Raw genomic sequence first — 24546 nt, 5'->3', positions numbered from 1 at the left:
TGCGATCTTTTGATCTATTTTTTTCTTACAAAATTTCAACCAAGCACTTGCTTGGTTAGCTACGCTTGCTCCAGACCAAAACCAAAGGAGCGAGTCGCATGTCTGCCGCTTTTCGTTTGCCGCTGGACGTTTTCTACGAGCGTGAGGCCCGCCATCCGCGTCAGCGCTTTTTGGTTCAGCCCATCGGCGGTGGGCAAGTCGAGACCCTGACTTGGGCCGACGTCGGTCATCAGGCTCGCTGCGCCGCGCATTGGTTGCGGGCGCGGGAGTTGCCCCAAGGCAGTCACATCGCTCTCATCTCGAAAAACTGCGCGCACTGGATCATCGCCGACCTGGCGATCTGGATGGCCGGGCATGTTTCGGTGCCGCTGTACCCCAATCTCACGGCCGAATCCGTGGCCCAGGTGCTGGAACACTCGGAAGCGGCGCTGGCGTTTATCGGCAAGCTCGACGATTGGCCCGGCATGTCTCGCGGGGTCAATCCCGATCTGCCGACCATCAGCCTGCCACTGCACCCACCGGGCTCCTTCAATTTCAGCTGGGACGATCTGCAACGCAGTTCGCCGATCCAGGACGACCCCAAACCCGGCGCCGATCAACTGGCGACCATCATCTACACCTCCGGCACTACCGGCATGCCCAAAGGCGTGATGCACAGCTTCGGCAATCTGGGTTTCGCCACCACACGTGGTACGCAGCTGTTTGGTCTCAATGAGTCGGATCGACTGCTGTCGTATCTGCCGCTGTGTCATGTGGCGGAACGGATGTTCGTTGAACTGGCGTCGATCTATACCGGGCAAACCGTGTTCTTTGCCGAAAGCCTCGACACCTTCCTGGCCGATCTGCGACGAGCCCGGCCGACCGCGCTGTTTGGCGTGCCGCGTATCTGGACCAAGTTCCAGATGGGCGTGTACGGCAAGATCCCGGCAAAACGCCTCGACTTCCTGCTGGGCCTGCCAATCATCGGTAAGCGGGTCGGGCATAAAGTCCTCGCCGGGCTGGGGCTCGATGCCTTGCGCGTGGCGCTGTCCGGTGCCGCGCCGGTGCCGCTGAGCTTGCTGTTGTGGTATCGCAAGCTCGGGCTGGACGTGCTGGAGGTCTATGGCATGACCGAAAGCTGCGGTTATTCGCACATTTGCCTGCCGGGGCAGAACAAACCCGGCTGGATCGGCAAGCCTTGCCCGGAAGTCGAGGTCCGCATCGATGAGTCGGGCGAGGTGATGGTGCGCAGCGGCGCGACCATGCTCGGCTATTTCAAGGAACCGCAGAAAACCGCTGACACCATCACCGAGGACGGCTTCCTGCGTACCGGCGACAAGGGCGAAGAAGATGCCGAAGGTAACCTGCGCCTGACCGGGCGCCTGAAGGAAATCTTCAAGACCAGCAAAGGAAAATACGTGGCGCCGGCGCCGATTGAAAATCGCCTGGCGGTGCATTCGCGCATCGAACAGGTGTGCGTGGTCGGCGATGGCTTGAGTGCGCCGCTGGGCTTGTGCGTACTGTCTGCCGTCGGGAAACAAGAGGCGCGGGCGGGGTTGCATTCCAGCCTGGAAAAGCTGCTGGAGGAGGTCAACAACGCCCTCGACAAACACGAGCGTTTGCGGCGGCTGGTGGTGGTCAAGGACAGCTGGGCCGTTGAAAACGGCTTCCTCACGCCAACCCTGAAGATCAAGCGCAACGTGATCGAAGCGGCCTACGGTGCCCGCTTCGAAGAATGGAGCGAGCGCAACGAAGCGGTGCTGTGGCAGGATTGAGGCACGAATAAAACCAACAAGGAAAATCTGCGATGAGTCTGTGGCGCACCACTCCCAACATCGAACAGTTGAACGCAATCCAGAAAAACACCATCGGCGAAGTGCTGGACATCCGCTTTGAAGCCTTCGATGAAGAATCCCTGACCGCGAGCATGGTCATCGACCACCGCACCCACCAGCCTTACGGCTTGCTGCATGGCGGTGCGTCGGTGGTGTTGGCCGAAAGCGTCGGCTCCATGGCCAGTTACCTGTGCATCGATGCCAGCAAGTTTTATTGCGTGGGGCTGGAAATTAACGCCAACCACTTGCGCGGCCTGCGCAGCGGTCGGGTGACGGCTGTTGCCAAGCCGATTCACATCGGGCGCACGACCCATGTCTGGGACATCCGCCTGACCAGCGATGAAGGTAAGGCCAGTTGCGTATCGCGGCTGACCATGGCAGTAGTGCCGCTGGGTGAGAAGCCGCCGGCACGTTGACGGCGATCCATAGCTTTGACCGGACTGTCATCATTCCTGTCAGTTACGGTCATTGCTGTAGGACGCGGTCTTACGGACAATCAACACCTGTTCTCGCTCATGGATTTGCCGGTATGTCGCAACAGATATTTTTCGCCCACGCCAATGGTTTCCCTTCGGGCACCTACGGCAAATTGTTCGCGGCGCTGGCGCCCGAGTATCAGGTGACGCATCTGGAGCAGCACGCTCATGACCCGCGTTTTCCGGCGGACGACAACTGGTACAACCTGGTGGACGAGCTGATTCATCATCTCCGGCAGCAACCAGAACCGGTGTGGGGCGTCGGCCATTCCTTCGGCGGGGTCTTGCACCTGCACGCAGCGTTGCGTTGCCCCGAGCTATATCGCGGGGTGGTCATGCTCGATTCGCCGGTGCTGACTCGTACCGATCAATGGGTGATCCGCGCGGCCAAGCGTTTCGGTTTCATCGATAAGTTGACGCCTGCTGGCCGGACCTTGGGACGGCGGGAAGAGTTCGCCGATCTCGAAAGCGCCCGCCACTATTTCGCCGGCAAAACCCTGTTTCGCGGTTTCGATGCCGAATGTTTTGACGCCTATCTGCAGCACGGTTTGCACAAGGTTGGAAACAAACTGCGCCTGCGTTTCGACCCTGCGACGGAAATCAGCATCTTCCGTGGAGTGCCACACACCAGCCCAGGCAGCACACGGCAATTGAAAGTGCCGCTGGCGGTGGTGCGCGGGCACAAAAGCCGGGTGGTGATGCGCCATCACGTCAGTTCGGTCGGACGCCTGCCGCAGGGTGAAGTCCTGACCATGCCCGGTGGCCACATGTTTCCGCTCGAACGTCCGCAGGACACTGCCGCGATGCTGAAAAACCTGTTCAGCCGCTGGGACGGTCGTCAACAGGATTGCGCATGAGCAACGTCGTCGAAGAAGTCCGCCTGAGCCTGCCGCACATCGAGTTGGCGGCGCATCTGTTCGGTCCCGAAGACGGTTTGCCGGTGATTGCGCTGCATGGCTGGCTCGACAACGCCAACAGCTTCGCCCGGCTGGCGCCAAAGCTCAAAGGCCTGCGTATCATCGCGCTGGACATGGCCGGGCACGGTCATTCCGGGCATCGCCCGCCCGGCGCGGGCTACGCCATGTGGGACTATGCCCACGATGTGCTGCAAGTCGCCGAACAGCTTGGCTTGCATCGATTTGCGCTGTTGGGGCACTCCATGGGCGCGATCGCTTCGCTGATCATTGCCGGCTCGCTGCCGGAGCGTGTCACCCATCTGGCGTTGATCGATGGTGTGATTCCTCCTACAGACAAAGGCGAAAATGCTGCCGAGCGAATGGGCATGGCCCTTCAGGCGCAGCTGGATCTGCGGGAAAAACGCAAACCGGTCTACGACAACCTCGACCGAGCCATTGAAGCGCGCATGAAAGGCTTGGTGGCAGTCAGTCGCGAAGCCGCCGAACTGCTGGCCCAACGTGGCTTGATGCCGGTGCCGGGCGGTTACACCTGGCGCACCGACAATCGCCTGACACTGCCATCGCCGCTGCGTCTTACCACCGAACAGGCGATGGCCTTCGTCCAGCGCATCAGTTGTCCGGCAAAACTGGTGGTTGCCGCCGACGGCATGCTCGCCAAACATCCTGAATTGCTGGAACGTCTACCCTTTAGCCGTGAACAGCTGCCAGGCGGCCATCATTTGCACTTGAATGACGAGTCCGGTGCCGACCTTGTCGCAGACTGTTTCAATCGGTTTTTCGCCATTCCTTGACTTGCACCGGGCAACTGTCGAGGCTGGGCGGGTTGAAATGGGAGACAACCATGATAGATCTGTACACCGCTGCGACCCCGAATGGCCACAAGGTCTCTATCGTGCTCGAGGAACTCGGCCTGCCGTACACGGTGCATGCCTTGAGTTTCGACAATAAGGAACAGAAGTCCGAGGACTTCCTCAAGATCAACCCCAATGGCCGGATTCCGGCGATTGTCGATCGCGCCAACGGCGATTTTGCCGTGTTCGAGTCCGGCGCCATCCTGATTTATCTCGCTGAAATGACCGGCAAGTTGATGCCAACCGACCCCAAGGGGCGTTCGGTGGTCTTGCAGTGGCTGATGTTCCAGATGGGCGGAATAGGCCCGATGCAGGGCCAGGCCAACGTGTTTTTCCGTTATTTTCCGGAAAAACTCCAGGGCGCCATCGACCGCTATCAGCATGAAACCCGCCGCCTCTACGAAGTGCTCGACACGCGTCTGCAAACCGTCGAGTTTCTTGCCGGCGAGTACAGCATCGCCGACATCGCGACCTTCCCGTGGGTACGTGGTTATGAGTGGTCCGGCGTCTCGGTGGACGGCTTGACGGCGTTGCAACGCTGGATGGCGACCATGGAGGCCCGGCCCGCTGTGCAGCGTGGCTTACTGGTGCCGCAACGCGCCGATGAAGCCAGTGTCATCAAGGGTGCCCAGGCCATGCTGATCCGATGAGTCTATCGATGCGATCCCTCAGTCTGCTGGCGCTGTGCAGTTTCAGTCCCTTGTTGTTCGCCGCTGATATTCCAGGCAGCCAGGACCTGCCGATCGTGCCGCGCATGGTCGATGCGCAGATCGTCGACTATCGCCCGGCGGTCGATCTTGAGCGGATTTATCCGCTCGGTTCGATCCGCAAGATCAGCGGCCAGTTGCGCTTCGATGGCCAGGTCAGCGCCCGTGGCACTGCGACGTCGGTGACGTACGAGCTGCCGCCGGAGCATTCGGCGACCCAAGCCTTCACCGCTGCCCGCGAAGCCTTGCAAAAGCAGGACGCGCAATTGCTGTTCTGGTGCCAGGCCCGCGATTGTGGCGAAAGCAGCCTGTGGGCCAACGAAGTGTTCGGCAACGCCAAACTCTATGGCTCCGACAATGAGCAGGCGTACCTGCTGTTGCGCCTGGCGGCTCCGAAAGACAACACGCTGGTGGCGCTTTACAGCATCACCCGCGGCAATCGCAAAGCCTACCTGCACGTCGAACAGTTTGAGGCGGCCGCACCGCTGGGCGATTTGCTGCCGACCTCCGCAACCTTGTTGCGCGAACTCAAAAGCACCGGCGAGCTCGACTTTCCCAAACTGACTGAGACGCCGGGCGACACCTGGCTGCGCTTGATCTCCCGTGGGCTGAACCTGGACACCACGTTGCGGGTCAGTGTTTCCGGGCCGAATGCCGAAGCCTGGCGTCAGGCGTTGATCGACCAGGGCGTGCGTGCGGCGCGGATGGAAACCGGTAGCGTCGAAGGCTCTGGCCTGCACATCGAGCTGTTGCGCTAGGCTGTATCTGGCGAACGCGCGTGGCGCGTTCGCCTATTCTTTTGACGACTGATTTTTTCGAGACCTTGGATGATCAATAACGATCGGCTGTTGGTGCAGATCCTGCTCCTGGTGCTGTTTGGCGCGAGCTTTTGGGTGATGGCGCCGTTCTGGTCGGCGTTGTTCTGGGGCGCGGTGCTGGCGTTCGCCAGTTGGCCGTTGATGCGCCTGCTGACCCGTTGGCTCAATGGCCGCGAATCGCTGGCGGCAGCCCTGTTGACCATGGGCTGGATGGTGTTGGTGGCGGCGCCGCTCGTGTGGCTGGGCTTCAACCTGGCGGACCATGTACGTGATGCCACGGCGTTCATCAAGGATGTGCAGGTCGATGGCCTGCCGGAAGCACCGGCCTGGCTGGGTGGCATTCCATTGGTGGGCGGTCGTCTGGTGGGGATCTGGAACAGCATCGATCAGCAGGGCGCGGCGATGATGGTGTCGCTCAAGCCTTATTTCGGCCAGGTCGGCAACTGGCTGCTGGCGCGCAGTGCGCAGATCGGCGGCGGCATTCTCGAGCTGACGTTGAGCATCGTCTTCGTATTCTTTTTCTATCGTGACGGGCCACGGCTGGCGGCGTTTGTCCATGGCTTGCTCGAGCGCCTGATCGGCAAGCGTGCCGGCTACTACATCGAACTGGTGGCGGGCACGGTGCAGCGAGTGGTGAACGGGGTGATCGGCACGGCGGCGGCTCAGGCCGTGCTGGCGCTGATCGGCTTCCTGATCGCCGGTGTGCCGGGGGCGCTGGTACTTGGCATCGTGACGTTCCTGCTCAGTCTTATCCCCATGGGACCGCCGCTGGTATGGATTCCGGCCACGGCCTGGCTGGCCTGGAAAGGCGAGTACGGGATGGCGATATTCCTCGGCATCTGGGGCACCTTCATCATCAGCGGCGTGGACAACGTGCTCAAGCCGTACCTGATCAGTCGCGGCGGCAACTTGCCGTTGGTCATCGTGTTGCTGGGGGTGTTTGGCGGGTTGATTGCGTTCGGCTTCATCGGCCTGTTCATCGGTCCGACGTTACTGGCGGTGGCGTACAGCCTGTTGACGGACTGGAGCAAGAGTCAGGCGCGGGTCGAAGACCGTCGCTGAATGCAGAGGGGATCATGCGGTAACACTGGAAAACAGACTCGCGTTGATCCGGCGGACGGATGATGGGGACCGTCGGACCAACGCCAGGCTGTAAAAGCGCCCCGGGCTTCCCTGCCCGGGTCGTGTAGCGGGGTGAATCAGAACTTCGCTTCAGCATCCAGTTGCAGGGTGTTGATGTCGGAGTCCTTGAGGGTGGCGTTGGTGTAGTCAGAGTTAGCCATGAAGTACGTCGCGCCGAGGTTGAAGTTCTTGTCCAGCTCGTAGCTCACTTTCAACTTGCTGCCGCGCGAACCGGTGAAACCGTTGGCGAAGTCGGAGTCGGTGAAAGCGCCAACCACGGAGTTACGCTGCACGTCGCGGTAGTTGTAGTCGATGGCAAAACCGTAGACCTTGGTCTTCACACCGGCCAGCCAGGCAGTGTCCTGGTCGTTGCTGGCATCGTCGTTGTTGACGTATTGACCGTACAGCGAGAGTGGCAATGGCAGGCCACCGATGTCGAGCTGACCAAAACCTTCGAACAGCTTGAACTGTTCGTTCGGGCTGTTGCCGTTGATTGCCAGCGCGGCCGGGATGGAAGTACCGCCCGGGGTGATGTCGTCGTCGTTGTCGTAACCGTAGACGCTGCCGCCCAGAGTCAGTTTCAGGTTGTCGGTGATGCCAAAGCGCGCGCCCAACTGGCCAGCGTACAGACGCAGGTCGTGCTTGAACTGCACGCCATCGCCATCGACGTTGTCCTTGAGGGTGTAGTGACCGGCGCTACCGAACAGCTCGGTGCTGCCGCTCAGCGGGTACTTGTACGACAGGGACAGACCTTCAGGGCTGATGTCGCTATCCCAGATCACGTCGCCCATGCTCACCCATTGCTGTGGCATCTTGCCGCCAACGATGTGCAGGTTCTTGATGGCGTCGGGGTGGTAATCGACGTAACCCTGGTCAAGCCAGATCTGCTTCTTGTCGAAGTAGTTGTCCAGGCTCTGGTTGGTGGAACGCGGGTCATCGTTGTTGCCGGTGGCGATACGGATACCGGTGTCGACCTGCGGGTTGATTTCGGTATAGGCACCCAGGCGGGCACGAATGCGCTGACGATCCTGGTCTTTGTTGTTCGACACGCCATCGTTGTGGACGTTTTCCTGACGGAAGCGCACGTCGCCCTTGAACTGGGTCTTGGCAGCCCACGCCAGTTTCTGGTCGAAGGTGCTCAGTTCGTTGGTTTTCTTCGCAGTTGCGGCGATTTGCTCGTTGGTCTCTTGTTGAGCCTGACGGGCAATTTGCTGGTCTTTCTGATCCCTGGCCAGCTCGGCTTGCAGTTCGCTGTACTGCGCGTTGGTAATCGAGCCGTTAGCTTTGAGCATGTCGAGCAGTTTGGCGTCGACTGCGGCGCTGGCTGGAACACTCATGGCCAGCAGCAGGCCACCACACAGGGCCGCCGCAGTTTTCGTGGAAGCAAGACGCATATCAATCTCCGAAGATGAGAGTGGATGGCTGAGCCATCCAGGGCACAACCGACCAGTGATGGACGGAAAACAGTGGCCGGGTTAGAACCCGACGCTCTAAAAACAGGCGCCAGTATCGCGACGGTTTATGACAGTGCAGTGGCAATGTGATGGCATGTCGGTGACGATACAAAGTCGTCGCGAACTGTTGAGTTAGAGCGCTGTCGTCGAATTGATCGTGTGCATCCGGGAGCGATCGGCGATACTTGCGGGGCTTTCACGCCAAGAAGAGTGAGGACGGTAATGCCGTTGCAACGCCTGCAAAGTCTGTCTGAAATCGCTCCGCAAACGTGGGACGCGCTGGTGCCTGAAAATCAGCCGTTTCTGAGCCACGCATTTCTGAGCGCACTGGAAGACAGCGGCAGTGTCGGGCCACATTCCGGCTGGCAACCCGAGCATTTGCTGCACGTCGAAGGGGATCGGTTGATTGCCGCATTGCCCAGCTATCGCAAGTGGCATTCCTACGGCGAATACGTGTTCGACCACGCCTGGGCCGATGCCTGCGAGCGTGCCGGAATCGATTACTACCCCAAGCTGTTGACCGCCGTACCGTTCAGTCCGGTCAGCGGTCCGCGATTGCTGGCAGCCAGTGTCGAGGATGGTTTCGAGCTACTGAAAAGTCTGCCGGGCTATCTGGAAATCGAACAACTCTCCAGTGCCCACATCAACTTCACCGACCCGTTTACCGATGCCGCATTGGCCGAGCAACCGGGCTGGTTGCAGCGCATCGGTTGCCAGTATCACTGGCAAAATCGCGGCTATCGCGACTTTCAGGATTTCCTCGATGTGCTGAGTTCGCGCAAGCGCAAACAGATGCGCAAGGAGCGCGAACAGGTGGTGGGACAGGGCTTCGAGTTCGAGTGGCTGGAAGGGCGGGAGCTGACCCAGGCGCAGTGGGATTTTGTCTATGCCTGCTACGCCAATACGTACGCCGTGCGTAGGCAAACGCCTTATCTGACGCGCGAATTTTTCAGCCTGCTGGCCGAGCGCATGCCGCAATCGATTCGCGTGGTCTTGGCCAAACAAGGCTCACGGCCGGTGGCGATGGCCTTCAGTCTGGTGGGGGGCGACAGCTTCTACGGGCGTTACTGGGGCTGCCTGGCGGAGTTCGATCGCCTGCATTTCGAGACCTGTTTCTACCAGGGTATGGACTATGCGATTGCCAATGGCTTTCAGCGTTTCGATGCCGGTGCCCAGGGTGAGCACAAGTTGATTCGCGGGTTCGAACCGGTGATCACCCATTCCTGGCATTACCTGCGTCATCCGGGGTTGAAGGCGGCGGTCAAAGACTTCCTTCAGCAGGAACGGCTGGGTGTGCTGGCGTATGCCGAGGAAGCGCGGACGGTGTTGCCATACCGCCAGCAATAAAGCAAAGATCGCAGCCTTCGGCAGCTCCTACAGGTGTTACCTCTGTAGGAGCTGCCGAAGGCTGCGATCTTTTGATTTTCGCGGTTCAATCGATCCCGACAAACCCACCCGTCTGATGCTGCCACAGCCGTGCGTACAAGCCGCCGTGGGCCAACAGTTCGGCATGACTACCTGTTTCGGCGATCTTGCCGTTCTCCAGCACCACCAGCCGGTCCATCCGGGCGATGGTCGAGAGTCGGTGGGCGATGGCGATCACGGTTTTGCCCTGCATCAGGGTTTCCAGGCTTTCCTGAATCGCCGCTTCGACTTCCGAATCCAGTGCCGACGTGGCTTCATCCATGATCAGGATCGGTGCGTCCTTGAGCAACACGCGAGCGATGGCGATCCGCTGACGCTGGCCGCCGGAAAGTTTCACCCCGCGTTCACCGACATGGGCATCGAAACCGATGCGACCTTCAGCATCCGAAAGCGTTGGAATGAATCCGTCGGCCCGAGCCTTATGCACGGCCTCCCAGAGTTCGGTATCGGTGGCATCGGGTTTGCCGTAAAGCAGGTTGTCGCGGATCGAACGATGCAGCAGGGACGTATCCTGAGTGATCATGCCGATGCGTTCGCGCAGGCTTTCCTGGCCGACGTCGGCGATGTTCTGGCCGTCGATGAGAATCTTCCCGCCCTCCACGTCGTAGAGGCGCAGCAGCAAATTGACCAAGGTTGATTTGCCGGCGCCGGACGGGCCGATCAGGCCGATCTTCTCACCCGGTTTGATCGTCAGGTTGAGCCCGCCGATGATCCCGCTGCGCTTGCCGTAGTGGAAGTCCACGTTCTCGAAACGCACTTCGCCACGGGCCACGGTCAACGGTTTGGCCTGGTCGCGGTCGGTCACGCTGACCGGCTGCGAGATGCTCTGCAAACCGTCCTGCACCATGCCGATGTTTTCGAAGATGCCGGTGACCACCCACATGATCCAGCCGGACATGTTGACGATGCGGATCACCAGCCCGGTGGCCAGCGCAATGGCGCCCACGCTGATCAGCGATTGCGTCCAAAGCCACAGGGCCAGGCCGGTGGTGCCGACGATCAGCAAGCCGTTCATGCTGGTGATGACCACGTCCATGCTGGTCACGACACGGCCGGCCAACTGGGCTTTTTCGGTTTGTTCCTTGATCGCTTCGCGGGCGTATTGCTGCTCGAAATTGGTGTGGGCGAACAGCTTCAGGGTGGTGATGTTGGTGTAGCCATCGACGATCCGCCCCATGAGTTTTGAGCGCGCATCGGAAGCGACCACCGAACGATCCTTGACCCGTGGTACGAAGTAATAGAGGGCGCTGATGAAGGCGACGATCCAGGTCAGCAGCGGAATCATCAGGCGCCAGTCGGCTTCGGCGAACAGCACCAGCGAACTGATCGCGTAGATCAGCACATGCCACAACGCATCCACCGCTTGCACGGCGGAATCGCGCAGGGAGTTGCCGGTTTGCATGATGCGTTGGGCGATGCGCCCGGCGAAGTCGTTCTGGAAAAAATTCAGGCTCTGCTTGAGCACGTAGCTGTGGTTTTGCCAGCGGATCAGGCTGGTCATGCTCGGGCTCAGGGTCTGGTGTACCAGTAGGTCATGCAGGCCGACGAACACCGGACGCAGGATCAGCGCGACCACCACCATCCAGGCCAGTTCGATCCCGTGTTCCTTGAAGAAATCGGCGTTGGGCGTGCCTTGGGCCAGGTCGATGATGCGGCTCAGGTAGCTGAACAGCGCCACTTCGATCAATGCGCCGAACAGGCCAACGATCAGCAGGGCGACGAAACTCGGCCAGACCTGCTTGAGGTAATAGGTGTAGAAGGGCAGGACGCGGTCCGGTGGAGCGGCTGTCGGGGCGTCGCGGAAGATGTCGATCAGTTTTTCAAAACGGCGATAAAGCATCGGTTTCTCGCCCGCGCACGGGCTCTCCTTTTAACGGTTTGAGCGTTGCCGGCAGCACCGGCAACCGCTCGGACATCCTTGTCCAGCTTAGTTTCAGTCGATGCGCTTGGCCGACTTGATGAACACCGGGTCGGCCGGTACATCCTTCATGCCGCCACGGGTGGTGGTTTGCGAATTGACGATGACGTCCACCACATCCATGCCTTTGACCACTTTGCCGAACACTGCGTAGCCGTCACCCTGGTCGAGGAAATCGTTGTCCTTGACGTTGATGAAGAACTGGCTGGTGGCCGAGTCTGGCACCGAGGTACGGGCCATGGACAAGGTGCCACGGACGTTGACCAGACCGTTCTTGTGCTCGTTCTTGATCGGTGCCTTGGTTTCTTTTTGCTGCATTTGTTGAGTGAAACCGCCACCCTGGACCATGAAGCCCGGAATCACGCGGTGGAAAATCGTGTTGTTGTAGAAACCGGCGTCCACGTACTCAAGGAAGTTCTTGGTGCTGATCGGGGCCTTGACCGGGTCCAGTTCGATTTCGATCTGGCCATTGGTGGTTTCCAGCAGAACATGCGGCGCCTTGGCAGGCGTTGCCGCCATCAGGTTGGCGGCAAACAGTACGGAGCCAGCGGCGAGGGCGATTTTTTTCAGCATGGGTCAGTGATCCTGAGTGTGTTGGTGTCGACTGCGGTGAGAAACTCGAGCAGTGTCTGGTTGAATTGATCGGGCTGGTCCAGCGGAGTGGCGTGACGCGAATCGGCGATCACTTCCAGCCGCGCGTTCGGCAGCAGTCTTACGTAGTTTTCCTTCAGCGAAACCGGTGTGTAGTCACGGTCGGCGCTGACGATGAGGGTTGGACAGGTGACCTTTGAAAGTCGTTCCTGGACACCCCAACCGACAATGGCATCGAAGCTGGCGAGATAAGCATGTTTGTCGTTTTTTGCCCAGCGTTCAGCCATCTTTTGTCGCAATTCTGCCTGTTCGGGTTTGGGAAACAATTTGCCGCCCAGGGCTTTGCCGATGGTGCGAAGGCTGAGCGCGCGCATCAGGCTCCAGCGTTTGAACCACTGCCAATAGTCGTCGCGGCTGCGCAGTTTGACCTCGGGCGCGCTGTTGACGATGCACAGGCTTTTAAGCAGTTGCGGCTGATTCACGCCGAGTTGAAAACCGATCATGCCGCCCATGGACAGCCCCACATAATGTGTCGGGCCGAGGTCCAGATGCTCGATCAGCGCCACCAGATCGGCGCTGAACCCGGCGATGCTGTAACGCTCGCGGGGCTTGTCGGAGCGCCCGTGACCGCGCACATCCGGGACGATCACCCGGTAGTGGGCAGCCAGCGCGGGGATCTGTTTTTCCCAGTCCAGGGTGCTGGAACCCAGCCCGTGGACCAGCAGCAACGGCGCGCCGTGGCCATATTCCTCATAGTGCAGGTTGCAACCTTCGTGTTCGAAATAGGCCATGCATACACTCCGTGTCAGGCTTGTTCAGGGGCGGCGAACGGTGCGTCCAGCGGTGCGGTGTCGAAGGTGCGCAGCAACTCGACGAGAATCTGCGTCGCCGGGCCGAGCGGTTTGTCCTTGTTTGAATACAGGTAAAAACTCGGGTTACGGCTGCCGCCCTGATCCAAAGGTAGCAGCTTGAGCGTGCCTTCCTTGAGTTCCCGTTCGATCATGTGCCTTGGCAGCCAGGCGAACCCCAGGCCGCTGCCGACGAAAGTCGCGGCGGTGGCCAGGCTGCCGACGGTCCAGCGCTGTTCGGCACCGAGCCAGCCGACGTCCCGTGGTTGCTGGCGACCGGAGTCGCGGATGACCACTTGCATGTGGCTTTCCAGATCCTGGAAATTCAGTTCGCGGTTGAGACGATGCAGGGGATGTTCGGGGTGGGCGACCGCGACGAATTCGACATCGCTCAGCTCCGCGCCGAGATAACCGGGAATGCTGAACCCGGTGATGGCCAAATCGGCCACGCCTTCGAGCAGAACTTCTTCCACCCCCGACAACACCTCTTCGCGCAGACGCACCCGACAGCCACGGCTTTGCGGCATGAACGCGGTCAGGGCGCGGACGAGGCGGGCGTTCGGGTAAGCGGCGTCGACCACCAGGCGCACTTCGGCTTCCCAGCCTTGTTCCATGTGGTGGGCCAGGTCTTCCAGCTGACTGGCCTGTTTCACCAATTGCCGGGACCGACGCAGCAGCACGCCACCGGCTTCGGTGAGCACCGCTTTGCGGCCGTCGATGCGCAGCAACGGCACGCCGAGTTGATCCTGCATGCGCGCCACGGTGTAGCTGACCGACGATTGCGAGCGGTGCAGCGCCTCGGCGGCCTGGGCGAAACCACCGTGGTCGACCACGGCTTGAAGCGTTCGCCATTGATCAAGGGTCACGCGGGGCGCTTTCATGATGAGCTCCTGTTGTCCTAAGCTGCGCAGTTCTTATTGGAGACTGCTGAATGAAAAATCTGTTTTATTCAAGATCGGGGTTTGTACTGCTGGCGATGTTGCCGCTAACTGCGTTTGCTTATCCGATCGACGTACAAAAAGAACTCAATGGCCTGAAGATCGACTACACGACCTACGCTTCCGATTACGACATGGGTTCCATCACCGTTAACAACTACGGCGACACCGCTGCCGAATGCTCGGTGGTGTTTCGCAATGGTCCTGAATCGCCGAAGACCCGCAGGATCAACCTCGATGCCGGTAAAAGTGCGGATCTTTCAGCCAAGTTCAACCGCAAAATCATCAAGCTGTACATCAGCATGACCTGCAAGCCGAAATGACATCCAGCGGAGCAGGCCAACTGACCATGCTCCGCTTATAAACGAAATTCTTGATCGGTTATAGCAGTTATTTGCGCTTTTTCATCGATATGGCACTGTTTAACCTTCACTCCATCGACCTACAGCATTCTCAGATGGAGGCTACATCCAATGTCCCGCGTTCTGATCATCGAAAGCAGTGCCCGTCAGCAAGACTCGGTTTCCCGTCAACTGACCCAGACCTTCATCAGCCAGTGGAAAGCCGCACACCCGAAAGACGAGATCAGCGTTCGTGACCTGGCCGTCAACCCGGTGCCGCACCTGGACATCAACCTGCTGGGCGGCTGGATGAAACCTGCCGAGCAGCGCAGCGATATCGAACAGCTTTCCCTGGAGCGCTCCAATCAGTTGACCGACGAATTGCTGGCCGCCGACGTACTGGTGATGGCCGCGCCGATGTACAACTTCGCGATTCCAAGCACGCTCAAAGCCTGGCTCGACCATGTGCTGCGTGCCGGTGTGACCTTCAAGTACACCGAAACCGGTCCTCAAGGTCTGCTCAGCGGCAAGCGCGCCTACGTGCTGACGGCTCGCGGCGGGATCTACGCCGGTAGCACCGCGGATCACCAGGAACCGTACCTGCGTCAGGTCATGGGCTTCATCGGTATCCACGACGTAACGTTCATTCACGCCGAAGGCATGAACCTGGGTGGCGACTTCCAGGAGAAGGGCCTGAACCAGGCGAACGCCAAGCTTTCCCAAGTGGCCTGACCCGTTAATCGCCAGATAATCACCGGATGGTCTAGTGACCTGGCGCAACCCTTCAAGCCTGTACGCGCATCGAACCTCCCTTTGCACTTATTGCTCCTGAGTGCTGCCGCCCGATTGAACGCTTTAGCGAGATCGGGCTTTTTTTTGCCTGCGATTTTGTGAACAACGCAGAACCTGTAGGAGCCGAGCTTGCTCGCGATGGCGCTGGATCAGTTTCCTTGATGTTGGCTGACACTCCGTCATCGCGAGCAAGCTCAGCTCCTACAAGGTTTTGTGTTGGTCGATGGTTAGCGATTAGGGGCAAAACCCGCTATCGTCGCCGCCATTCAAAATGAGGCGAGCATGGGCTATCTACTTTTTGTCACGCTGATCCAGGCGTTTTCCTTCAGTTTGATTGGCGAATACCTGGCCGGTCATGTCGACAGTTACTTCGCGGTGCTGGTGCGTGTGCTGTTGGCGGGGCTGGTGTTTATTCCGCTGACACGCTGGCGTTCGGTCGAGCCGGCGTTCATGCGTGGCATGTTGCTCATCGGCGCGTTGCAGTTTGGCGTGACCTATGTCTGCCTGTACCTGAGCTTTCGCGTGCTGACGGTGCCGGAAGTGCTGTTGTTCACCATCCTGACGCCGCTGCACGTGACCCTGATCGAAGATGCGCTGAACCGCCGCTTCAATCCCTGGGCCTTGATCGCGGCATTGGTGGCGGTGGCAGGCGCGGCAGTGATTCGCTTTGACCGGATCAATCCCGACTTTTTCATGGGCTTCCTGTTGCTGCAACTGGCCAACTTCACCTATGCCGCCGGGCAGGTCCTCTACAAGCATCTGGTCGCGCGACATCCGAGCGACCTGCCGCATTACCGGCGCTTCGGCTATTTCTATCTGGGCGCATTGGCAGTGGCGTTGCCGGCGTTCCTGCTGTTCGGCAAACAGAATTTTTTGCCCGAAGCGCCGCTGCAATGGGGCGTTCTGCTGTTCCTCGGCCTGGTCTCGACCGCGCTGGGGCTGTACTGGTGGAACAAAGGCGCGTGCCTGGTCAATGGCGGGACACTGGCGGTGATGAACAACCTGCATGTGCCGGTGGGATTGCTGATCAATTTGTTGATCTGGAATCAGCATGAGGAGCTGGGGCGGTTATTCCTTGGCGGGAGTGTGATTCTGGCGGCGGTGTGGATCAGTCGACTGGGCATACGCAAATCTCCAGCCACCGCATAACCCCTAATGAAATGGCTACCCCCTCACACCCTGTGATTGCTCTCTAAGCTTTCACAGGGTGTCTTTCGGAGGCCATTGCCATGAACAACGTAACTATTGTCGCTATCGATCTAGGGAAACATACCTTCCATCTGCATGCTCAAGATGATCGCGGTCATGAGCTCTACCACAAGAAATTCAATCGCGCGGGACTGGCCAGGCACTTGGCCAACCTTGAACCGTGCACGGTGGTGATGGAAGCCTGTGGCGGCGCCCACTATATGGCGCGAGAAGCAGCAAAATGGGGGCATATGCCCAGGCTCATAGCGCCTCATCTCGTGCGTCCTTATGTAAAAAGCAACAAGAACGACTTCGCCGATGCCATGGCGATTTGCGAGGCGGCGAGCCGCCCGACCATGCGTTTTGTGTCCCCGAAAACCGAAGCGCAACAAGCGCTGGCCATGCTCAACTCAGTGCGCGAGTCCTACATCAAGGAGCGCACCGCTACGGTCAATCGGATTCACGCCGGCCTGTTGGAGGTCGGTATCAGCCTGTCCCCAGGCTTTCACTCCATCAAAGAACTGCCAGCGCTGCTGGAGGAATGCTCATTTTCTGCGCTGATCAAACAAATCCTGCTGGGACTGCATGCGCACTTCAACTACCTGGACGGGCAGGTCAAGGCGCTGGACAAGCAGGTTGAACGCCAAGCCGCTGAAGATGATCTGGCTTCTCGCCTGATGACGATACCTTGCGTAGGCCCGATCACCTCCAGCGTCCTGGCTGCGGAGTTGGGCAACGGCCAGCAGTTCAAGTGCGGTCGAGACTATTCAGCCTCGATTGGGCTGGTGCCCAAACAACATTCCACCGGTGGCAAGACCGTACTTTTGGGTATCAGCAAACGCGGTGACCGAAATCAAAGGCGACTGCTCATTCAATGCGCCCGTGTGTATCTGATGGGGCTGGAACGACAGACAGGAGCGCTAGCCGATTGGGTTCGCCAGCTACTGGCTCGCCATCATTCCAACCGTGTGGTCTGCGCCCTGGCCAACAAACTGGCAAGAATCGCCTGGTCGATCGCCGCTCACCATGATGAATTCAAGGCGGGGTCAAGCGCGATGAACGCTTGACCCCGCTGCCACCCGAGCACCACCCACCTGGTTTTGCGATGCTGGATAACAGATGACGTGAACGGCCAACCGGCCTGACGACTACCCTGGGCTCCCACAAGGCTGAAAAAGCCTTCTCCCTATGAAGGGCCGTCAGGCGCGATTCTCATCGAGGCGCAGGGTCGTCCCCCAGACGCCGGATAGATGAAAGCAAGCCAAACACACATCAAAAACAGTATTGCAGAAATGGGGGTATCCATAGATGTGGGAGCCAGCCTGCTGGCGATAGCGGAGTGTCAGTCGATACAGATGTGACTGATACACCGCAATCGCTAGCAGGCTAGCTCCTACACATGAATTACGGGGTTACATCACATGTTTTTCGGGCGCAGGAATATGGCTCGCGCCCAGCACCGCCGGCAGCAATCCGGCCCGCAAATCCGTACCACTCGGCTGCTGGTACAGGCTCAAGCCAAACTCCGGCAGCACTGCCAGCAAGTAATCGAAAATATCCCCCTGAATCCGTTCGTAATCAGCCCACGCCGTGGTGCGGGTGAAGCAATAGATTTCCAGCGGAATACCCTGCGCGGTGGTCTGCATCTGCCGAACCATGCACGTCATGTTCGGCTGGATCTCCGGGTGGCTCTTCAAGTACGCCAGCGCATAGGCGCGGAAAGTACCGAGGTTGGTCATGCGTCGGCGGTTGGCCGACATGGCCGCGACGTTGCCCTGGGCCTCGTTCCATGCCTTGAGTTCGGCCTGTTTGCGGGATATGTAGTCGGTCAGCAAATGAACCTGCGACAACTTCAGCTCTTCTTCATCGCGCAGAAAACGCACGCCGCTGGCGTCGATGAACAGGCTGCGTTTGATTCGGCGGCCACCGGAAGCCTGCATGCCGCGCCAGTTCTTGAATGACTCGGACATCAGGCGCCAGGTCGGGATCGACACGATCGTTTTATCAAAATTCTGCACCTTGACCGTGTGCAGCGTGATGTCCACCACATCGCCATCAGCACCGACTTGCGGCATCTCGATCCAGTCGCCGACCCGCAGCATGTCGTTGCTGGTCAACTGCACGCTGGCGACGAACGACAGCAGGGTGTCCTTGTAGACCAACAGAATCACCGCCGACATGGCGCCCAGACCCGACAGTAGCAACAGCGGCGAACGGTCGATCAGCGTGGCGACGATGATGATCGCGCCAAACACGTACAACACCATTTTCGTCAGCTGCACGTAGCCTTTGATCGAGCGGGTGCGGGCGTGTTCGGTGCGGGCGTAGATGTCCAGCAACGCATTGAGCAGGGCGCTGACCGCCAGCAGCAGAAACAGGAAGGTGAAGGCCAGCGCCACATTGCCGAGAAAATTCAGGCTGGTTTTGCTCAGGTCCGGCACCAGGTTGAGGCCGAACTGGATCACCAGCGAGGGGGTTATCTGCGCCAGGCGATGAAACACCTTGTTCTGCAGAAAGTCATTGATCCAGTGCAGCGCCGGCTGGCGACCGAGCATCTTGGCCGCATGCAGTATGAGGTAGCGCGCCACCCGTCCGAGGACCAGCGCAATCGCCAACAGCAGCAACAGCGACAGGCTGGAGTGCACGAGCGGATGCTGATCGAGGGCACCCCAAAGGTCCAGGATGTTGATCCAGAGCTGTTTGATATCCATGGGTAAAAACGATTCTTCTGTAAGACGCGACAGGCGATTAGAGCATTTAAGACGCTTTGTATTACGTTCGATGACAAATCAGGCAACAAAAAAGCCACTGTTTACTGTCGTTTGCATAAAGAAACTCGGCCTCGGCGCTCGAAACCGGTACCCTATGCAGCTGTTTTTTTGCATTTCTTCGAGGTAGCACCCGTGTTTTCCCAATTCGCCCTGCACGAACGCCTGCTCAAAGCCGTGGCCGAGCTGAAATTTGTCGAGCCAACGCCTGTGCAAGCAGCGGCAATTCCGCTGGCGCTCCAAGGGCGTGACCTGCGGGTGACAGCGCAAACCGGTAGCGGCAAGACCGCTGCATTCGTTTTGCCGATCCTCAATCGCCTGATCGGCCCGGCCAAGATCCGGGTCAGCATCAAGACCCTGATCCTGCTGCCGACCCGTGAGTTGGCTCAGCAGACGCTGAAAGAAGTTGAACGCTTTTCGCAGTTCACCTTCATCAAGTCCGGCCTGATCACTGGCGGCGAAGACTTCAAGGTCCAGGCCGCCATGCTGCGCAAGGTGCCGGACATCCTGATCGGTACGCCGGGCCGGATGATCGAGCAACTGAACGCCGGCAACCTCGACCTGAAAGAAGTCGAAGTGCTGGTGCTCGATGAAGCCGACCGCATGCTCGACATGGGGTTTGCCGAGGACGTACAGCGTCTGGTGGACGAGTGCACCAACCGCCAGCAGACCATGCTGTTCTCCGCTACCACCGGTGGTTCGGGCCTGCGCGAGATGGTCGCCAAGGTGTTGAACAACCCTGAGCACCTGCAGCTCAACGCGGTCAGCCAACTGAACGAAACCACCCGTCAGCAAATCATCACCGCTGACCACAACCAGCACAAAGAACAGATCGTGAACTGGCTGCTGGCCAACGAGACCTACCAGAAGGCCATCGTCTTCACCAACACCCGGGCCATGGCTGACCGCATCTACGGTCGTCTGGTGGCGCAGGAATACAAGGCGTTCGTGCTGCACGGCGACAAGGACCAGAAGGATCGCAAACTGGCGATCGACCGTCTGAAGCAGGGCGGGGTGAAAATCCTCGTTGCGACCGACGTCGCCGCTCGCGGCCTGGACGTGGACGGCCTGGACCTGGTGATCAACTTCGACATGCCGCGCAGCGGCGACGAGTACGTGCACCGCATCGGTCGTACCGGCCGCGCCGGCAACGATGGCCTGGCCATCTCGCTGATCTGCCACGGCGACTGGAACCTGATGTCGAGCATCGAACGCTACCTCAAGCAAAGCTTCGAGCGCCGCACCATCAAGGAAGTCAAAGGCGTCTACGGCGGACCGAAAAAGGTCAAGGCCTCGGGCAAGGCTGTCGGTGTGAAGAAGAAAAAGACCGACGCCAAGGGCGACAAGAAAAAAACCGCCGCCAAGACCCCGACCAAGCGCAAGAGCATCAATCGCCCGAAAAGCGATTCTCTGGTGAGCAAGGACGGCATGGCCCCGCTGAAGCGTCGCAAGCCGGAAGCACCGGCTGCTGAGTAAATGCTTTAGGCAGTGGACATAAAAAACCGGACAGATGTCCGGTTTTTTATGGGCGGCGTTCTTCAACTCTCGGCTTTCTTCTCTGCTGTTCCCAACTCTTTCAAGCGCTGATCGATCAACTGGCACTTGTCTGGAAGATCTTTCGCGGCAGTCCCCAGGTCCATTTTCTGCAACTCATCGTTGATCTCCTTGGCCTTGGTCGGATTTTGCTCGGTGAGTTTTGTGACTTCCTTGGCCAGTTGTTCGCGTTTTTGAGTGGCTTCCTCGGGGGTGCAGGCCCAGGCGGGCAGGGCGCAGGCGAGCGTGGCGGCGAGGGTGAGCTTGAGCAGGGTTTTCATGTGTCAGGCCTCAGTTCCGGTTAAGGCGGGTTAACCGGTTGAGGCCTGGAGGTAGGAAAAAGTTCAGCTCTGGCCGTCAGTACCTGTGGAGGAGCCCTGGGTTTACCCACCGTGACAGCAACTTGCCGAGGTCTTGTCATCGTACTTGTCGTGGTGTTTCACCCACTCCATGATTTCCTCTTCATTCCTGCCCTTAGGCGTCAAGTCGAGGTAGTTGTAGGCTCCGACCAACATGTCCAGGCCCCGGGCATAAGTCGAATAGGTGTGAAAAATTTCGCCACCCTCGTTGCGATAAAACACGCTCAGGCCGGGAAGTTCTTCCTCGGAGCCGTCGGTTTTTTCGTAGTTGTAGGTAGCCTTGCCGGCGGCGACATCTTCGGCTCGGGCCGAGACGCCAAAGTCGTAGTTGAAATCGCAACCTTCTGACGATACCCAATCAAATTTCCAGCCCATACGCCGCTTGAACGCCTGGAATTCGGCGAACGGTGCGTGGGACACCGCCACCACGGCCACGTCATGGTGGGCCAGGTGCTGGTTGGCGCCGTCGATGTGATCGGAGAGAAACGAGCAACCGGGGCAGCCTTCGTCCCAGCCGTCGGCAAACATAAAGTGGTAGATGGCCAGTTGGCTGCGCCCGCCGAACAGGTCGGCGAGCTTCAGTTCACCGTTGGGGCCCTGGAAGTGGTAGTCCTTGTCGATTTTCACCCAAGGCAAGGCGCGGCGTTCGGCGCTGAGTTTGTCCCGTTCCTTGGTGAAGGCTTTTTCGTGCGCCAGGTGTTGTTTACGGGCGGCGAGCCATTCTTCCCGGGACACGACGGGATGATTCTGAATGTTCATAGTGATTTCTCCTGCGTGGGGCTGGGAGGTGACTTACACAGCCTAGTCGTTTGGCTTGCCGGGAATTCGACATACCGCCGGTCGGTAGTGGCAAAAAACCGGGCTGAACGGCTGTAGTCCATGCCGGTCACAACCTATGTAGCCCCTCACTCACGGGCACCGGAGGTTGCAGGATGACGACTTATAACTGGGATTTGATCGAGCGCCTGCTGCATGAAGTACAGCACGGCGAAGCCAGCTTCACGCCAAGGCCTTACGCCGAACAGTACGCAGCGGAAAAAGCGTCGGAAGGTGAGCAGACTGAGAACCTTGACCATCTGAAAGCGGTGGCGGGTGAGTACGAAAAATTACTGCTGGAGCGCGGTTACATCGAGCCTCGGCCGGAGGAGCAGGGAGGCACCGGGTCCAATTACATTTTGACGCCTCGGGGTTCCAGTTTGCTGAGCCTGATCGACAGCAGCATTCCGGGCAATGATCATCCACGGCAGGTGCTTGATGAGCAGGAAGATGCGCTGGATGAAGTGACATTTGAAGAGGTGGCGTCGAAGGCGCAGATTGCCTGAGGATCACACAAAACACCTGTGGGAGCGGGCTTGCTCGCGAAAGCGGTGTAACAGTCAGGATTGATGTCGTCTGACACACCGCTTTCGCGAGCAAGCCCGCTCCCATAAAGGGGGTATACATGTTCAGCTTTGTTTTGCAGCCTTCAGACATTTCAAATCACTAAAGTCCTTCTTCACCCCCTCGATTTTCGTCAGCAACCGCTGACGCTGCTCCGGCGTGCTTTCAGCCATCAAATCGACGAACAGCGAGCGTGCCTGCGCTTCCGTGGCAGCGAAGGCCTGACGATAAGCAGGCGTCCATAAACGCTCCCGTTCGACCAGAAGCGTCTCGATTTGTTGTGGGAATTCAGGGCTGTGGCGTTGCGCCACTGCCGCACTGAACTGCTTCTGCCAGTGGACGCGATTGGCGATCCACTGCGTGTTCTGGTCGCCCAAGGCATTCGACCATGCCACGACGCGCTGATGCTGAGTGGCGTTCAATGGGCCAAGCCAGTCACCCAGGCGTTTTTCCATGCGCTCGCCGCGTTCCTTGATCTGCTGATCGAGGGAGGGTTTGAGGTATTGCGCCTGGCGTTTGCGCTGGTCTTTGGCGAAGGCCTCGTTCATTTCGGCGACCTGCGTGTCGTCCAGCCCTTGCAGCAATTCGACCGCGGAGGGGGTGATTTCCCGGGCCGTTTCGGCGATCGCCTGTTTGGCTTCCAGCGCGCGGGCTTGCAATGCGGCATCGGTGACCTGGTTCGTGGCGACCATGGTTTGCAGTCGATCCAGCCAGTCGAGGTAGCCCGGCATTTGCGTGGTGCAATGCCAGCTCAAGTGTTCCTTGAGGCGCTCGTTGAGCCAGCCTTTTTGCTCACCGTTCATGTCCAGGTAGTCGCCGAGCGTCCAGGGAATGATCACGTCGAGGTTGCGGTAGGCCAGGCCCATGCGGCTGCACGCGCCGAGGGCGAGGGTGAACATGAGCACGAAGGCGATCTGTTTTAACCAGCGAGACATGGGCGAATCCTTGCGAAAGCCTGGCTTCGGGGACTGATTCTCATGTGAACGCAAGATCAGCCCGGCAGTTCAGCCAATCAATAGAAGGCGCGTTCAGCCTTGAGGGTAACGAGCCCGTCACACTGACTGTTGTGCCCGGAATAGGCTGAACAATAGCTGCCGCTGAGGCTGGAGTCGCTGTAGATCAGGTTGAGGTCGATGCCCATGAACGGTCGAGACAGTTTCACCGACCAATCGGTGAAACTTCCTACGTAACCACCGTCCACCGCGACGGGCGTGTTCAGCTGGTGGGTGGTGTATTTCATGCTGATCCCGATGCCGAACGGCTGATTGCCACTGAGGTCGGCGAACAGCGTGTTGTTCTGTTTGTCCGGGTCGTTGCTCAAAGCGATGCCGAAACGACTGCCGAGCAAGGTCAGGCCACCGAACAGCTCCTGGCTGTCGAGCGTTTCCACTTCGGGGTAGCTGTAATGGATCATGCCCACTTCGTAGCCGAAGGTTTGGTCGAAGGGTTGTTTAAAGCCTGCGTAGGAATCGATCTCGAGATTTTTCCCCGGGCTGATGCCCATGCTGGGCGACCATTGGCCAAAGTAGAAGCCGCTGTTGTGCGTCAGGTCCAGACCGCCATGAAATGAGCCGGCGGCCGAGGGTTTGACCAAGCCTTGGGCCATGCTACGGCTGGGACTGGTGCCGAGTTTGAGATCGAAATCCCCCAGCTCGCGTTGAAAGATTTGCCCATGGGCGATCGAACACGCCATAAGGCTGACTAGCAGGATGGGTAAGCAGGAGGGTTTGAACATGCGTCGCTCCATGAACAGCGGGGGCGGGCGGAGAGGCCTGCTGAAACGCTTGATCTAGACGCGTGCAAGGATACCGGCGAATGACGGGCATCGAGGGCCGTTCGTCGATTTTTACAAGATTGATTGTTTGCGAGGGAGTTGTTGCGAGGGTTCCAGTCCAGGCGCTTCGAAGCTCAAAGCGCCCAGGGACCAGGTGAAGCGAAGGGTGTTACTTCTTGCCCAAGGTGATCTGCTTGGACGGGCCGAACGTCTGGCCGCTGACGCCTTTGGCAATTTGCTGGATTTCACCGCCGGATTTGAGGAATGCAGCGATCTGGTTGTTGATCGATTCGCTGGTTTCAACGGCTGGAGCTGGCTTTGCTTTGCTGGTGGATGCTTTTACACGCATGGCGGCCATTAACCTGTAGAAAATTAACTTGGCCAGGCATCGTACAGGAATTACCTGCAATTTGCTTGGCAAATATCCCTTGGACGTTTCAGGTGAAGGGCGAAACAAGCCGCGAATTGTTGTTGGTCTATTTTCCCTAAGTCGCTGTTTTAACTAAAAACATGACTCGGAAAATCTCTTTTT

At 58.9% G+C, this 24546-nt stretch carries 25 protein-coding genes; 14 read left to right on the top strand and 11 right to left on the bottom strand.

What is annotated here, in order from left to right; translation table 11 throughout:
• Window positions 1-98 precede the first annotated feature (98 nt).
• The 7 genes from V6Z53_RS25895 to V6Z53_RS25865 all read left to right on the top strand — a co-directional run bounded on the left by V6Z53_RS25895 (window position 99) and on the right by V6Z53_RS25865 (window position 6645).
• Window positions 99-1754 carry an AMP-binding protein gene (locus tag V6Z53_RS25895; RefSeq protein ID WP_338582465.1) on the top strand — a complete coding sequence of 552 codons (1656 nt, stop codon included), beginning with the start codon at window positions 99-101 and terminating at the stop codon, window positions 1752-1754.
• A gap of 32 nt (window positions 1755-1786) precedes the next feature.
• Complete coding sequence (locus V6Z53_RS25890) at window positions 1787-2230, top strand: hotdog fold thioesterase (RefSeq protein ID WP_103397693.1); 444 nt, start codon at window positions 1787-1789, stop codon at window positions 2228-2230.
• 113 nt (window positions 2231-2343) lie between these two features.
• Window positions 2344-3147, top strand: a complete 804-nt coding sequence (locus V6Z53_RS25885; protein WP_338582464.1) for an alpha/beta hydrolase — start codon at window positions 2344-2346, stop codon at window positions 3145-3147.
• Entirely contained in the window at window positions 3144-3998 is an 855-nt protein-coding gene (locus V6Z53_RS25880) for an alpha/beta hydrolase (RefSeq protein WP_338582463.1), read from the top strand. Before V6Z53_RS25885 ends, V6Z53_RS25880 begins: the two co-directional genes overlap by 4 nt.
• A 50-nt stretch (window positions 3999-4048) precedes the next feature.
• Window positions 4049-4708 carry a glutathione S-transferase N-terminal domain-containing protein gene (locus tag V6Z53_RS25875; RefSeq protein ID WP_338582462.1) on the top strand — a complete coding sequence of 220 codons (660 nt, stop codon included), beginning with the start codon at window positions 4049-4051 and terminating at the stop codon, window positions 4706-4708.
• 8 nt (window positions 4709-4716) lie between these two features.
• Window positions 4717-5523, top strand: coding sequence for a DUF4892 domain-containing protein (locus V6Z53_RS25870; RefSeq protein ID WP_338582461.1), 807 nt, complete (start codon window positions 4717-4719; stop codon window positions 5521-5523).
• A 69-nt stretch (window positions 5524-5592) separates the two neighbouring features.
• A complete protein-coding gene (locus V6Z53_RS25865; protein WP_338582460.1) occupies window positions 5593-6645 on the top strand; it encodes an AI-2E family transporter in 1053 nt (350 codons plus the stop codon).
• Between the two features lie 137 nt (window positions 6646-6782).
• Here V6Z53_RS25865 and V6Z53_RS25860 read toward each other — a convergent pair whose 3' ends face one another.
• Entirely contained in the window at window positions 6783-8099 is a 1317-nt protein-coding gene (locus V6Z53_RS25860; RefSeq protein ID WP_338582459.1) for a putative porin, read from the bottom strand.
• 282 nt (window positions 8100-8381) lie between these two features.
• On the opposite strand from V6Z53_RS25860, the gene V6Z53_RS25855 reads away from it, so the two are divergent.
• Entirely contained in the window at window positions 8382-9506 is a 1125-nt protein-coding gene (locus V6Z53_RS25855; protein ID WP_338582458.1) for a GNAT family N-acetyltransferase, read from the top strand.
• Between the two features lie 85 nt (window positions 9507-9591).
• Here the strand turns inward: V6Z53_RS25855 and V6Z53_RS25850 are convergent, their stop codons facing one another.
• The 4 genes from V6Z53_RS25850 to V6Z53_RS25835 form a co-directional block, all read right to left on the bottom strand.
• Complete coding sequence (locus tag V6Z53_RS25850) at window positions 9592-11424, bottom strand: ABC transporter ATP-binding protein (protein WP_338582457.1); 1833 nt, start codon at window positions 11422-11424, stop codon at window positions 9592-9594.
• Between the two features lie 93 nt (window positions 11425-11517).
• Entirely contained in the window at window positions 11518-12075 is a 558-nt protein-coding gene (locus V6Z53_RS25845) for a peptidylprolyl isomerase (protein ID WP_338582456.1), read from the bottom strand.
• Window positions 12069-12884, bottom strand: a complete 816-nt coding sequence (locus V6Z53_RS25840) for an alpha/beta hydrolase (protein ID WP_338582455.1) — start codon at window positions 12882-12884, stop codon at window positions 12069-12071. Before V6Z53_RS25840 ends, V6Z53_RS25845 begins: the two co-directional genes overlap by 7 nt.
• A gap of 14 nt (window positions 12885-12898) precedes the next feature.
• Window positions 12899-13822: a LysR family transcriptional regulator gene (locus tag V6Z53_RS25835; protein WP_338582454.1), complete on the bottom strand. Its 924-nt coding sequence runs from the start codon at window positions 13820-13822 to the stop codon at window positions 12899-12901.
• Between the two features lie 50 nt (window positions 13823-13872).
• Between V6Z53_RS25835 and V6Z53_RS25830 the strand changes: the two genes are divergently transcribed.
• The 4 genes from V6Z53_RS25830 to V6Z53_RS25815 all read left to right on the top strand — a co-directional run bounded on the left by V6Z53_RS25830 (window position 13873) and on the right by V6Z53_RS25815 (window position 17267).
• The gene (locus V6Z53_RS25830; protein ID WP_338582453.1) at window positions 13873-14202 is read left to right on the top strand and encodes a 3-phosphoglycerate kinase; all 330 of its coding nucleotides are present in this window, start codon (window positions 13873-13875) and stop codon (window positions 14200-14202) included.
• Window positions 14203-14352: 150 nt separating this feature from the next.
• On the top strand, window positions 14353-14952 hold the full coding sequence (locus tag V6Z53_RS25825) for an FMN-dependent NADH-azoreductase (RefSeq protein WP_338582452.1): 600 nt from the start codon (window positions 14353-14355) through the stop codon (window positions 14950-14952).
• 342 nt (window positions 14953-15294) lie between these two features.
• Complete coding sequence (locus V6Z53_RS25820; protein ID WP_338582451.1) at window positions 15295-16161, top strand: carboxylate/amino acid/amine transporter; 867 nt, start codon at window positions 15295-15297, stop codon at window positions 16159-16161.
• A gap of 80 nt (window positions 16162-16241) precedes the next feature.
• Window positions 16242-17267 (top strand): IS110 family transposase, encoded by a 1026-nt coding sequence (locus V6Z53_RS25815; protein WP_338580500.1) that lies wholly within the window; start codon window positions 16242-16244, stop codon window positions 17265-17267.
• A 345-nt stretch (window positions 17268-17612) separates the two neighbouring features.
• On the opposite strand, the gene V6Z53_RS25810 is transcribed toward V6Z53_RS25815, so the two are convergent.
• Complete coding sequence (locus V6Z53_RS25810; RefSeq protein ID WP_338582450.1) at window positions 17613-18911, bottom strand: mechanosensitive ion channel family protein; 1299 nt, start codon at window positions 18909-18911, stop codon at window positions 17613-17615.
• 192 nt (window positions 18912-19103) lie between these two features.
• On the opposite strand from V6Z53_RS25810, the gene V6Z53_RS25805 reads away from it, so the two are divergent.
• On the top strand, window positions 19104-20444 hold the full coding sequence (locus tag V6Z53_RS25805; RefSeq protein WP_338582449.1) for a DEAD/DEAH box helicase: 1341 nt from the start codon (window positions 19104-19106) through the stop codon (window positions 20442-20444).
• Window positions 20445-20506: 62 nt separating this feature from the next.
• Here V6Z53_RS25805 and V6Z53_RS25800 read toward each other — a convergent pair whose 3' ends face one another.
• Window positions 20507-20782, bottom strand: a complete 276-nt coding sequence (locus V6Z53_RS25800; RefSeq protein WP_338582448.1) for a hypothetical protein — start codon at window positions 20780-20782, stop codon at window positions 20507-20509.
• Window positions 20783-20884: 102 nt separating this feature from the next.
• A complete protein-coding gene (locus V6Z53_RS25795) occupies window positions 20885-21619 on the bottom strand; it encodes a thioredoxin family protein (RefSeq protein WP_338582447.1) in 735 nt (244 codons plus the stop codon).
• A gap of 173 nt (window positions 21620-21792) precedes the next feature.
• Here V6Z53_RS25795 and V6Z53_RS25790 point away from each other — a divergent pair, with 173 nt between their 5' ends.
• Entirely contained in the window at window positions 21793-22182 is a 390-nt protein-coding gene (locus tag V6Z53_RS25790; RefSeq protein ID WP_338582446.1) for a transcriptional regulator, read from the top strand.
• 123 nt (window positions 22183-22305) lie between these two features.
• Here V6Z53_RS25790 and V6Z53_RS25785 read toward each other — a convergent pair whose 3' ends face one another.
• From V6Z53_RS25785 to V6Z53_RS25775, 3 genes are all read right to left on the bottom strand, one after another.
• On the bottom strand, window positions 22306-23175 hold the full coding sequence (locus tag V6Z53_RS25785) for a DUF6279 family lipoprotein (protein ID WP_338582445.1): 870 nt from the start codon (window positions 23173-23175) through the stop codon (window positions 22306-22308).
• 77 nt (window positions 23176-23252) lie between these two features.
• Window positions 23253-23975: a TorF family putative porin gene (locus V6Z53_RS25780; RefSeq protein WP_338582444.1), complete on the bottom strand. Its 723-nt coding sequence runs from the start codon at window positions 23973-23975 to the stop codon at window positions 23253-23255.
• A gap of 208 nt (window positions 23976-24183) precedes the next feature.
• Window positions 24184-24372, bottom strand: a complete 189-nt coding sequence (locus V6Z53_RS25775; protein WP_028621608.1) for a hypothetical protein — start codon at window positions 24370-24372, stop codon at window positions 24184-24186.
• Window positions 24373-24546 lie beyond the last annotated feature (174 nt).

Origin of the sequence: Pseudomonas sp. MAG733B (assembly GCF_036884845.1) — a bacterium.
Classification (GTDB): domain Bacteria; phylum Pseudomonadota; class Gammaproteobacteria; order Pseudomonadales; family Pseudomonadaceae; genus Aquipseudomonas.
This window is presented reverse-complemented; position numbering and strand designations above follow the sequence as displayed.